The following is a 9,050-nucleotide window of genomic DNA, read 5'->3' on the forward strand; positions in this document are numbered from 1 at the left end:
CCACCTACCCCTGCTACCCCTGCGCGAGCACGCCCCAAACGAGCGGCGTGGGGCGGCATCGCCTCCCGGGCGACGCCACCCCACGCCGTCGTGAGAGGTGGTGCGTCCTTCAGATCAGCCGACGAGCCGCGACGCGCTCTCCTCGCGCGAGGCGGCGATCGCCACCACACGCTCGTGCTCGTCACGGGCGATCTCGAGCAGACGACGCCACGACTGGACGTTCGGGCGGCGGCGCAGGAGCGCACGACGCTCGCGCTCGGTCATACCGCCCCACACACCGAACTCCACACGGTTGTCGAGCGCGTCCGCCAGGCACTCGGTGCGCACGGGGCAACCCATGCAGACCGTCTTGGCCCGGTTCTGGGCAGCGCCCTGGACGAAGAGCGAGTCCGGGTCGCTGGTCCGGCACGCACCCCGCGACGCCCAGTCGTACATGTTCACCATCAGAACTCATTCCTCCCGTGTGCCCCCGGTCAGGTCCTGCCTCGCCCCCGAGGAGGACCTGACTCGAAACCCTAGGTGACCGTCAGTGGTGCGGATACGGGCCAGACGGATGATTGTGCCTGGACCGAACTGGCGATTTCTCACCGTGCGTCACTGGTCAACCTCTATCGGTTCATGCCTGGTCGCCCCCCGGTGACCCGACACCAAGCCACGGATCCTTGCGGGCATCCCGGGACCGGCGCAACCCCGACGGCGTGTCGCGCGTCCTCCGGCTGGCAGGACATGCGTCACCCGACCGGAGCAACCCGCGGGAGCACGTAGGCTGTCATCCGTTCGGTCCGCACCGCGAGGAGCAACCAGAGCATGCGAAGCACCTCCGCAACGGCCGCCCGCGCCTTGGCGCTCCTCGGCTCGTTCGTCGTCGTGAGCGTCCTGGTCGGGGCCCTGGGGGCCGGCCTCTTCCTGCCGGCCGTGGGGGCCTCGGCGATGGCCACCCGCTCGGGCGTCGACTACTTCAACAACCTGCCGACAGACTTCGAGAGCCCGCCGCTGTCGCAGGCCTCGAAGATGTACGCCAGCGACGGCAAGACGATCATCGCGACCTTCTTCGACGAGAACCGCGTGCTCACCCCGCTGAAGTCGATCTCGCCGACGATGCAGACCGCGATCATCGCCATCGAGGACTCGCGCTTCTACGAGCACGGCGGCATCGACCCCAAGGGCGTCGTCCGGGCCGCGGTGAACAACCAGTTCGGCAGCGGCACGCAGGGCGCCTCGACGCTGACCCAGCAGTACATCAAGAACGTCAACGTCGAGCGGGCCGTCATCGCGAACGACGACGCGGCGTACAAGGCCGCCATCGAGCGCTCCTCGGCCCGCAAGATCACCGAGATGCGGCAGGCGATCGCGCTCGAGAAGAAGATCAGCAAGAACCAGGTCCTCGAGAACTACCTGAACATCGCCTTCTTCGGCAACAACACCTACGGCGTCGAGGCCGCGGCCCGGTACTACTTCCGCACCTCCGCCTCCAAGCTCAACGTGGAGCAGTCGGCCCTGCTCGCCGGCCTGGTGCAGTCGCCGACGCGCTACAACCCCTTCCGGGACGCCAAGCTCGCGCAGGCCCGTCGGGACACCGTGCTGCTGCGCATGCTCCAGCTCGGCAAGATCGACCAGGCGAAGTACGACAAGGCCAAGGCGATCCCGCTGACGAAGATGCTCAAGCGCACCCCGGTGCGCAGCGGCTGCGTCAACGCCTCGAAGCAGACCCACTACTTCTGCGCCTACGTCGAGAAGCTCATCCAGATCGACCCGGCGTTCAAGGCGCTCGGCAAGACCGAGGCCGACCGGCTCAACACCCTCAAGCGCGGCGGCCTGAAGATCTACACGACCGTCGACGTGAAGACCCAGCTCGCGGCCTGGAAGGCCGTCAACAAGTACATCCCGTACAACGACAAGAGCCGGGTCGCGACCGCGGCGGTCACGGTCGAGCCGGGCACCGGCAAGGTCATCGCGATGACCCAGAACCGGATCTACTCACCTGACCGCAAGCCCTCGTCGACGGTGCTCAACTACAGCGTGGACAAGGAGCTCGGCGGCTCCAACGGCTTCCAGAACGGGTCGACGAACAAGGCGTTCACGCTCGCGACGTGGCTCAAGGCGGGCAAGTCCCTCTACGCCTACGTCGACGCCTCGCAGGACGTCCGCCCGTTCAGCGACTTCGAGTCGTGCGGGTCGCCGCTGGGCGGCCGGGAGCCCTACTCCTTCGGCAACGCCGGGGACGGCGTGGGGTCGGGGTCGATGAGCGTCGTGGACGCGACCCGGAACTCGGTCAACACCGCCTACGTCGACATCGAGTCCCAGCTGGACCTGTGCGACATCGCGCAGACCCAGATGAGCCTCGGCATGCACCTGGCCTTCCCGCAGAACGTCTGCGGGGCCAAGGGCGCAGCGGTGACCTCGAAGATCCCGGCGTGCATCCCGTCGCTGACGCTCGGCCCGAAGGAGATCGCGCCGCTCACGCTGGCGGCCGCGTACGCGGGCTTCGCGGCCGACGGCAAGTACTGCGCACCGCGGGCCATCACGAAGATCACCAAGCGGTCGAACAACAAGGACGTCTCCGTCGCGGTGCCGGGCCTGGCGTGCAAGCAGGCCTTCAGCGAGGACGTCGCGCACGGCGTCACGTTCACGCTCAAGCGGGCGTTCATCGACGGCACCGCCGCCCGGCTCGGCCGCCAGCCGTTCCCGGCGGCCGGCAAGACGGGGACGACGAACCGCTCGCTCGACACCTGGTTCGCCGGCTACTCCAAGCAGCGCGCGACGGCGGTCTGGGTGGGCAACCCGACGATCTACGAGAGCGGACGTCGCAAGAACCTGCAGGGCGTGACGATCAACGGCCAGGGCTACCGGGCCGTGTACGGCGCGACGCTCGCCGGCCCGATCTGGGCGCAGATCATGCGGACGGCGCAGGCCGGGCTGCCCGACAAGGACTGGCCGCGCCCGCCGTCGAAGATGCTCCGCGGCGAGAGCGTGGGCGTCCCGGACGTCAAGGGCCGTTCGATCGGCGCGGCCCGCGCGATCCTCGAGGGGGCCGGCTTCAAGGTCTCCATCGGCTCGCCGCGCGACTCCAAGGTGCCCGCCGGATACGTCGCCGAGACCTCGCCCGGTGCCGGGTCCCGGTCGGCCCGCGGCGCCCGGGTCACGATCTACCCCTCGACCGGTCGCGGCGGCAACGACGGCGGCGGCAACAACGGTGGCGGGGGCGGCAACAACGGTGGTGGTGGTGGCGGCGGCAACAACCGCGGCGGCAACGGCGGGGGTGGCAACAACGGCAACAACGGCAACGCCGTGATCACCAACCCCGCGGTCACGCCGGTCCGGCCGCCGGGCGGCTGACCCACCGAGCACCACCCACGTGCGCGAAGGCCCGCCCCGGTGACCCGGGGCGGGCCTTTCCGTGCGGTGGCCGGCCGGGTCAGCCCGCCAGCGCCGCCCGGACCAGAGCGGCGACCCGGCCGCCCTCGGCCTGGCCGGCGACCTTCGGCTGCACGGCCTTCATGACCCGGCCCATGGCCGCCATCCCGGTGGCGCCCTCCGCGGCGACGGCGGCGACGGCCTCGGCGACGATCGCGGCGAGGTCCTCGTCGGACAGCTGCGCGGGCAGGTACGTCTGGAGCACGGCGAGCTCGCCCCGCTCGCGCTCGGCGGACTCGGCCCGGCCCGCGTCGGCGAACGCGGTCGCGGCCTCGCGACGCTTCTTCACCTCGCGGCCGAGCACGGTCACGACCTCGTCCTCGCTCAACTCCCGGGCGGAGGTGCCGGCGACCTCCTCGGAGCGGACGGCGGTGAGCGCCATCCGCAGGGTGGCGGCGGTGAGCTCGTCACGGCTGCGGATGGCCTCGGTGAGGTCGGACTGCATGCGGGCCTTGAGGCCGGTCGGGGTGTCGGACATGAGGGCATCCTCCCACCGGTGCCGCGCCGGGCTCCTGCGACTTTCCGCGGGAGGCTGCCGCGTCAGGGACACTGGACGGGTGCGCCCGACCCTGCCCCTCGCCGTCCTGGCCGCCGGCGCCGCCGGTCTCGCCTACGCCACCTACGAGGCCCGGTCCTTCACGCTGCGCCGGTTCGTGCTGCCCGTGCTGCCGGCAGGCAGCACCCCGATCCGGGTGCTGCACCTGTCCGACCTGCACCTGGTCCCCCGGCAGCACGACAAGCTCGCCTGGGTGCGTTCGCTCGCGGCGCTCGAGCCCGACCTCGTCGTGTCGACCGGGGACAACCTCGCGGCCATGGACGCCGTCCCCGCCGTCCTCGAGGCCCACGGCGACCTGCTCGCCCGGCCGGGGGTCTTCGTCCTCGGTTCGAACGACTACTGGGCCCCGCGGCGCAAGAGCCCGGCCCGCTACCTCCTGCGCAACGGCGGCCCCAAGCTGCTGGGCCGCCGGCTCCCGACGTCCGACCTCGTCGACGGCTTCCGGGACGCGGGCTGGCTGGACCTGACGAACCGCCGCGGCAGCCTCACGGTCCGCGGCTCGCGCCTCGACTTCGTCGGCGTCGACGACCCGCACCTCGGGCTCGACCGCTACGACCGGGTCACCGGGCCGGCCGACCCGACGGCGACCCTGACCGTCGGCGTCATGCACGCCCCCTACCGCCGGGTCCTCGACGCGATGACGGCCGACGGCGCCGAGCTCCTCCTCGCCGGCCACACACACGGCGGCCAGCTCTGCCTGCCCGGCGTCGGCGCCCTCGTGACGAACTGCGACCTGCCCCGTCGGCAGGCCAAGGGGGTCTCCCGCTGGCCCGGCCGCCCCGCCGCGCCGAGCGGCATCCCGGGCGCGCCGGACCCGCGCCCCTGGCTCCACGTCTCCGCAGGTCTGGGCACCAACCCGTACACCCCTGTGCGCTTCGCCTGCCGCCCCGAGGCGAGCCTGCTGACCTTCGTGCCGACGAGCGCCGCGGACGCCCGCACCGACGACCTGGCGGACGCCTGGGCCGTGCCGGCCGGGGTGTCCTAGGGAACCGGTTTCGTGCCACGGCACGGCCTCGGCTATGCTTGCGACGCTCCACCGGGGTGTGGCGCAGCTTGGTAGCGCGCTTCGTTCGGGACGAAGAGGTCGCAGGTTCAAATCCTGTCACCCCGACCAGGTCAGAGGCCCCTTCCCAGGTTCGGGAGGGGGCCTCTGACGTTGAGTACAGCAGTGAAGTACAGCAGTCGACGCTCACACGTGGGGATTGCATGTCTCTTTTGGCGACGGTCGCGGTAGCCGCGTCAAGTTCTGTCGGAGGCCCCACTTGGGCGGACGAAGTACAGGCTTGGGGGACGCTTGCCGCCGCGGTTGCGGCGGTCGTGGGCTTGGCAGTCGCCCTGCGGCAGGCCCGGACGGCACAGCAAGCCGCAGAGGCTGACAGACAGGCAGCAGACGAACGACTGCGAGCTGAGAGAGCAGACGGCGAGCGCCGACTCGTCGAAGAGCGCGAGTTCATCCTTCACAGCGCCAAGCGGGAGCGCGAGATCGGCTACTCGGGTGCGATGTTGGACCGCATCGATGACCTCCAGCGTTGCTTGGACAGTCTTCCCTGCGCTGGACCGTCGCTCGCAGCACGAAAGTCCCCTGGCGGCATGGCCGCCACGAATCGCTGGCAAGCCAAGTTGGAGTCATCCCAGGCGGCGGTGAACGCGCTCCAGAAGAGCGCACGCGTCGACGCGATCATGATTGCGCGACCGGAGATCGCGGCTCGCTATCGCACCTTGGCGCATCTCGTGCTTACTGCCTACGAGATGGAACTGGTTCAAGATGATGTACAGGTCCGAATCGCCGGCGACCTACGCAACTACGCCAAATACGTGCGCTTGTCCCTCCATGCCTTGATAGATGGCTCGGAGATCCCTCCCGACGAGATCCCGCCAAGGCTTGAACGATCGAGGGATGGCGGGCATTGGCACCCTACAAACGTCCCGCCCAACTGGGCCGCTGAAGCCGATCTCGACCCAACCGACCCGCAGTATCGTCCTGCAACGTGACGGAGAGCATGGTCAGGCGCTGCCTTCGCATTGCAGCGCCTGACCGTCTCCGAAGCGTTCGGGGTCAGGCTGGGACAGCCTCCCCTTGGGACTGCTGACTGAGTGTCTCCCCTAGCCTGCGGAGGGCCTCGGTGGTAGCCGGCGACGAAGCCTGCGCGTACACCTCCATCGTCACAGCGAATTGTGCGTGCCGGAGAATCTGCATGATGACCCGCGGGTGCACGTCGAGGTCGACGAGCAGGGTTGCGCACGTCCGCCGGGCGTCGTGCACGGTGATCCTGCGAACGCTGGCCTTGTCGCAGCGAGCTGCGAACGCCCGGTTGAAGTTCCGCGGGTCGATCGGCGTGCCGTAGGCGCTGGTGAACACCAGGTCGGCGCCGGCCGCGGACGCACCCCACGCCGAGCCGGCGGCGAGCCGTTGCGCCTGCTGCCGGCGGCGGCGTTCCCGCAGGGCCGAAACGCAGATGCCGGGCAAGGGCAGGCCAGCGTCAGATGCTTCCGTCTTCGTCTCCCGCCGGAGCAGTTGCTTACGCACGCGCTGCACCTGCCACTCAATGAGTAGGCCAGCACCGTCGAGGTCGACCTGTTCCCACCCGAGCCCGAGCACTTCGCCCTTTCGCAACCCGAGGACGAGGACCAGGACGAAGGCGGCGTACATCGGGTCTCCGCCCTCGCGCGCGGATTCCAGGAATGCGCGCGCCTCGTCGCTGCTCCACGCCTTCGCCTTGCGTGTCCGCTTGTTCGGGACCTTGACGAGGGCGGCGACATTCTTCGAGATAACTTCCTCGGTCACGGCGTTCGAAAGCGCTGACCGGAGAATCGTCTTCAGATCGCGAATGCTGCGCGGCGCGAGAACCGCGTGACAGCAGCGTCCGACGGCGCAGCACCGGCGCTTCGCCTCTGGCCGGCCGGCGTCCTTCCGCTGGGCGCAGCACTGGCATGCCGTACGCAGCCCGGTGAGCCAGGTCTGCACGTCCCGGACGGCAAGTTTGTCGAGCCGCTTCTGCCCCAGCCCTGGCACGATGTAGAGCCGGCACATCGTCTCGTACGTCGAATGGGTGAGTGGCGCGCGATTCGGCTCGATGACGTCGCGCAGCCAGTAGGCGATGTACTGGCCGAGCGTTGGGGACGACGTAGTTACTGCCTCATGTCGGGCGCGCTCGGTAAGCGCGATCCACTTCGTGTGGACGATCTCCCGCGTCTGCCCGTACACGTACTTTCGCTTCCGCAGGCCGGCCGGCGTCGTCACCCAGGTATAGGCGCCGTAGCCGTTCCGGTAGGGGAAGATCGACCCTTCTCCGTTCGCACGGGTTCGCTTGGTCATGCGGCATTCCCTTCGGCTTCGGCGACGCGGCGGGCGACGTACTCATCAACCCACTCGGGCATGATTCGGCGCGATCCGCCGTCCTTCAGGGATCGCAGCTCGCCGGTGACGACGAGCATCTTCGTCTTGGTGAGGCCGTAGCCGAGCATCACGGCGACCTCGGCCGTCGTAAGCCATCGGGGCCGGATGTCGACGACGCGGACGTACTGGACGGGGCCGGCGCCGTGGCCGCGGGAACCGCTCAAGGGATCTCCGTTCCGTAGTGAGACAAGGGCTCGAACCCCGGCGCCGCTCACGCGGAGCAGACCGGGTGCGTGTGGCTACCGTCGTCGAGGCTCAGTGGCTCCCGGCAGACGATGCAGACGGGCGCCTTGAGTTCGGGACGGGTACCCGTCCCACCTGTCCCAGCCGTGGCTTTGCTGGTCAGCCCGGGACGGCTTGGGGTGCTGGGACGGCTTGAGCCGTCCCACGGGTTGGAGCCGTCCCGCGCTGACCAGGGAAGCGACGCCTGGGACAGGTGGGACGGGTAGCCGTCCCGGTCCTGGTCGGGCCGCTGATCGGCCTCGTCGTCGACGGCCGAGAGGCCTGGCGTCGGGCAGTAGCGGGCCCAGGCGTCGGCGAAGTCGGCGGCGCGGTAGCCCTTGGCCTGGGTGCCATCGGCGAACCGGATGTTGCCGGCGCTGGTGATGTCGTAGTCGCGGAGCATCCGGCCGAGTTTCATCGCGTTGAGTGCGTCCCCGCGGGGGCCGGCGGTCGCCCAGGGCGCTTCCTCGTCGGCGGTGAGCCGGTCGAGCAGGTCGGCGGTCTTGAGGGCGCCGGCGCCCCGGAACGCGGTCCGGCAGTCCATCAGCAGCCGCACGGTGATCGGGACGTCGCCAGCGCCGTCCCGGTCCCCCGTGAGCGCCAGGCAGGCCGCGCGGGCCTTCTCCGGCCAGTCCCCGCCTGCGTGGTCCGCGAGGGCGATCAGGGGCTCCCAGGTGTCGGCTGCGCGGTCCTCGACCGGCATGGCCGGCTGGGCAGCCTCCAGGAGTTCGGCGTGGGCGCGGACCCAGGCCGAGACACGGGCGCGCAGGGTGTCCAGGCCGGGGCGGTCGCGGCGGACCCGGTAGGGCTGGACGTGCTCGCCGGGCATCCGGCGGCGCATCCGGACGATGACGGCCCGGTCCTCGATGGTGTCGGGCATGACACCGATCCCGGCCAGGGCGGCCATCGCGAACGTGGGGATCCGTTCGACGCTGTTGGTGGCGGCGTTGTAGCGCAGGGCGGGCCGGTTGCGCTGGTGGCCGGCGTTGAGGATGCCCCGCAGGTCCTCGTTGGCGTCGCCGGCCTTGGGGCCGAACACGGTGTCGGCCTCGTCGAGCAGGATCGTCGGCGGGTCGCCGGCGGTGATCGACCGGTACACCGCGGACGTGGAGGCGTTCACGGTGATCAGCGGGTTGTGGCACAGGGCCTCGACGAGGTCGAGGAGCCGGGACTTCCCGCAGCGCTTCTCCGGGGCACGGATCACCAGCCGCGGGGCGTGGCCCCATAGCCGCTGCCCGTGGGTGGCAGCGATCCACAGCACGACCGCGACGACCGCGTGCACGTCGGGCAGGACGACGTACCGGACGAGCGCGTCGACCAGGTCGTCGAGCAGCTGCGCCCCGTCGATCTCCTCGGCGCCCTCGACCCGCTCGGCGGCCTCGGCCGGCGCGGCCGGCTCGATCTGTGCGGCCGGCTCGGTGGGCTCCGGTCCTGAGGCCGGAGCGGACGGTGGCGGTGGCT

8 protein-coding genes and 1 tRNA gene are annotated in these 9,050 nt (G+C 70.4%); 4 read left to right on the top strand and 5 right to left on the bottom strand.

What is annotated here, in order from left to right; all coding sequences use genetic code 11:
* Nucleotides 1–114: 114 nt before the first annotated feature.
* Complete coding sequence (locus EDJALFJO_RS31975) at nt 115–444, bottom strand: WhiB family transcriptional regulator (protein ID WP_088290673.1); 330 nt, start codon at nt 442–444, stop codon at nt 115–117.
* A gap of 363 nt (nt 445–807) precedes the next feature.
* Here EDJALFJO_RS31975 and EDJALFJO_RS31980 point away from each other — a divergent pair, with 363 nt between their 5' ends.
* Nucleotides 808–3,336, top strand: coding sequence for a transglycosylase domain-containing protein (locus EDJALFJO_RS31980; protein WP_088290674.1), 2,529 nt, complete (start codon nt 808–810; stop codon nt 3,334–3,336).
* Nucleotides 3,337–3,415: 79 nt separating this feature from the next.
* Here EDJALFJO_RS31980 and EDJALFJO_RS31985 read toward each other — a convergent pair whose 3' ends face one another.
* Complete coding sequence (locus EDJALFJO_RS31985) at nt 3,416–3,892, bottom strand: GatB/YqeY domain-containing protein (protein WP_088290675.1); 477 nt, start codon at nt 3,890–3,892, stop codon at nt 3,416–3,418.
* Nucleotides 3,893–3,971: 79 nt separating this feature from the next.
* Between EDJALFJO_RS31985 and EDJALFJO_RS31990 the strand changes: the two genes are divergently transcribed.
* From EDJALFJO_RS31990 to EDJALFJO_RS33880, 3 genes are all read left to right on the top strand, one after another.
* Nucleotides 3,972–4,955 carry a metallophosphoesterase gene (locus EDJALFJO_RS31990; RefSeq protein ID WP_233150160.1) on the top strand — a complete coding sequence of 328 codons (984 nt, stop codon included), beginning with the start codon at nt 3,972–3,974 and terminating at the stop codon, nt 4,953–4,955.
* A 52-nt stretch (nt 4,956–5,007) separates the two neighbouring features.
* Nucleotides 5,008–5,084, top strand: a tRNA-Pro gene (locus EDJALFJO_RS31995).
* A gap of 476 nt (nt 5,085–5,560) precedes the next feature.
* Nucleotides 5,561–5,962, top strand: coding sequence for a hypothetical protein (locus tag EDJALFJO_RS33880; protein WP_143448912.1), 402 nt, complete (start codon nt 5,561–5,563; stop codon nt 5,960–5,962).
* A 64-nt stretch (nt 5,963–6,026) separates the two neighbouring features.
* Here EDJALFJO_RS33880 and xerC read toward each other — a convergent pair whose 3' ends face one another.
* From xerC to EDJALFJO_RS32010, 3 genes are read right to left on the bottom strand one after another with little or no spacing between them, the layout of a single operon-like run.
* Complete coding sequence (xerC, locus tag EDJALFJO_RS32000) at nt 6,027–7,286, bottom strand: tyrosine recombinase XerC (RefSeq protein ID WP_088290676.1); 1,260 nt, start codon at nt 7,284–7,286, stop codon at nt 6,027–6,029.
* Nucleotides 7,283–7,531, bottom strand: a complete 249-nt coding sequence (locus EDJALFJO_RS35250; RefSeq protein WP_198950843.1) for an excisionase family DNA-binding protein — start codon at nt 7,529–7,531, stop codon at nt 7,283–7,285. Before EDJALFJO_RS35250 ends, xerC begins: the two co-directional genes overlap by 4 nt.
* Nucleotides 7,532–7,578: 47 nt before the next feature.
* The gene (locus EDJALFJO_RS32010) at nt 7,579–8,991 is read right to left on the bottom strand and encodes a DUF3631 domain-containing protein (protein WP_369812602.1); all 1,413 of its coding nucleotides are present in this window, start codon (nt 8,989–8,991) and stop codon (nt 7,579–7,581) included.
* Nucleotides 8,992–9,050 lie beyond the last annotated feature (59 nt).

The sequence above is a fragment of the Kineosporia sp. A_224 genome (genome assembly GCF_002198655.1).
Lineage (GTDB): Bacteria > Actinomycetota > Actinomycetes > Actinomycetales > Kineosporiaceae > R-H-3.